Origin of the sequence: Actinoplanes sp. NPDC051633 (assembly GCF_040681735.1) — a bacterium.
Classification (GTDB): Bacteria; Actinomycetota; Actinomycetes; order Mycobacteriales; family Micromonosporaceae; genus Actinoplanes.
On the sequence record NZ_JBFAZH010001435.1, the window covers coordinates 1 to 1,746 of the forward strand.

At 72.7% G+C, this 1,746-nt stretch carries 2 protein-coding genes and 1 pseudogene; 1 reads left to right on the forward strand and 2 read right to left on the reverse strand.

Translation table 11 applies throughout. The features are described 5' to 3' along the window. A pseudogene (locus AB0M20_RS41795) lies at positions 1–76 on the forward strand (23S rRNA (adenine(2058)-N(6))-methyltransferase Erm(B)); the annotation flags it as partial. Here the strand turns inward: AB0M20_RS41795 and AB0M20_RS41800 are convergent. Then, a complete protein-coding gene (locus AB0M20_RS41800; RefSeq protein ID WP_364306901.1) occupies positions 70–1,143 on the reverse strand; it encodes an FAD-dependent oxidoreductase in 1,074 nt (357 codons plus the stop codon). The pseudogene AB0M20_RS41795 and the gene AB0M20_RS41800 sit on opposite strands and share 7 nt — an antisense overlap. A 48-nt stretch (positions 1,144–1,191) precedes the next feature. After that, the coding region (locus tag AB0M20_RS41805) for a cyclase family protein (protein WP_364306903.1) at positions 1,192–1,746 on the reverse strand (555 nt) is incomplete at its 5' end.

Genomic DNA, 1,746 nt, shown 5'->3' on the forward strand with positions numbered 1-1,746 from the left:
CTCATTGGCATTATTTTTAATGGCAGAAGTTGATATTTCTATATTAAGTATGGTTCCAAGAGAATATTTTCATCCATGGTCGAGCTGCCACTGGGCCAGCTGGTTGGAGGCGTCGACGACGGCGCGGGCGCGCTCGACGCGCCGGGCGTGGAAGGCGTCCCACAGCCGCTCATCGAGGTCATCGCCGGTGACGAGCAGCTCGGCGAGCACGGCGGCGTCCTCCAGCGCCTGCGCGCCGCCCTGCGCCAGGGTGGGCGGGCAGGTGTGCGCGGCGTCGCCGATGACCACCACCCGGCCGCGGTTCCACGGGGCCGGCAGGACGTGGGTCTCGAACCAGGTGTAGTTGACCCGGCTCGGATCGGTCAGCGTCTCGCGGATCTCGTCCCACGGGCCGTGGTACGCCGCCGCCAGCTCCTTCATGGTGTCCAGTTGCTGCTGCGGGGTGAGACGGGAGCGGTCCTGCGCCGGTTCGACGACGTACGCGTACAACGAGTCCTCGCCGGTCGGGCAGTAGCCCGCGATGAACGACGGCCCGCCGTAGTACAGGTCCGTCCGCGTGACCGAGGCCGGCCGGGGGCCGAAGGCCCGCCAGATGCCCATGCCGACCGGGCGGGTCTCCAGCTCGATGCCCACCGCCCGGCGGGTCCAGGAGCGGATGCCGTCGGCGCCCACCACGAGGCCGTAGCGGCCCGTGGATCCGTCGCCGAAGGTGACGTCGACGCCGCTCGCGTCCTGGTGCAGCCCCGTGGGCGTCGTCGCGAAGCGCACCTTGGCGCCGACCTCGGTGGCCCGGTCGAGCAGGATCCGGGCCAGCGCCGGGCGGGGCATGCCCATCACGGCCGGCAGATCCGGGCCACCGGTACGGGCGTCGGGGATCTCCGCGACCACCGTGCCGGCCGGGTCGGGCGCCCGGATGCCGGTGACGTCGAACGCGTACCCGGCCCGGCGTGCCCGGTCCCACACGCCCAGGGCGCGCAGTTCGCGCAGCGCGTTGCCCTGCAGGGTGATCCCGGAGCCGGTGGCGGCGACGTCCGGCTTGGCCTCGACGAGGTCGACGGCGACACCGGCCTCGGCGAGCCGGATGGCGGTGGCCGAGCCGGCGAGGCCGGCACCGACCACCAGGACGCTGTTCACGGCGGGCATGTCAGGACTCCCTTGACTGGTGACGCGGGCTTGACTGGGTGACGCGGGTCATTTGACCGCGATCGGATTGACCGGGGCGCCCACGGCGCCGGTCACGGGCAGGGGCGCGGCGGTGAGCAGGAAGTCCCACACCCCGTCGGCGGCGCAGTCGGCCGCGAGCGCGTCGAGGTCCCACATCTCGCCCAGGAACAGCCCGATGTGCGGGATCGCGACCTGGTGCAGCGGCTGGAACGCGACGTCGAACTCGTTGGGCCGGACCTCGAAGCCCCAGGTGTCGGTGGCGATGCCGGCGATCTCGGTGCCGTGCAGCCAGTCGGCGGTGGTGAACGACAGGCCGGGCGCGGGGCCGCCGGCATAGTCGCCCCAGCCGTTGCGGCGTGCCCGGGCCAGCTGCCCGGTGCGGACGAGCAGGAGGTCGCCGCGGCCGACGGCCGACGACGGCCCCTGGGCGTCGATGGTCGCCCGCAGGTGCTCGGCCGTGATGGCGAAGCCGTCGGGCAGCTCCCCGCCGGAGCCGACCGCGCGGCCGACGTCGAGCAGCACGCCCCGGCCGGTGATCAGCGCCGCGACGGTCTCGATGCCGGTCAGCCGGTCCCCCTCGCT

Excerpts from the sequence above, each read along its gene's own strand:
- AB0M20_RS41800 (WP_364306901.1), bottom strand. The coding sequence starts at position 1,143 with ATGCCCGCCGTGAACAGCGTCCTGGTGGTCGGTGCCGGCCTCGCCGGC.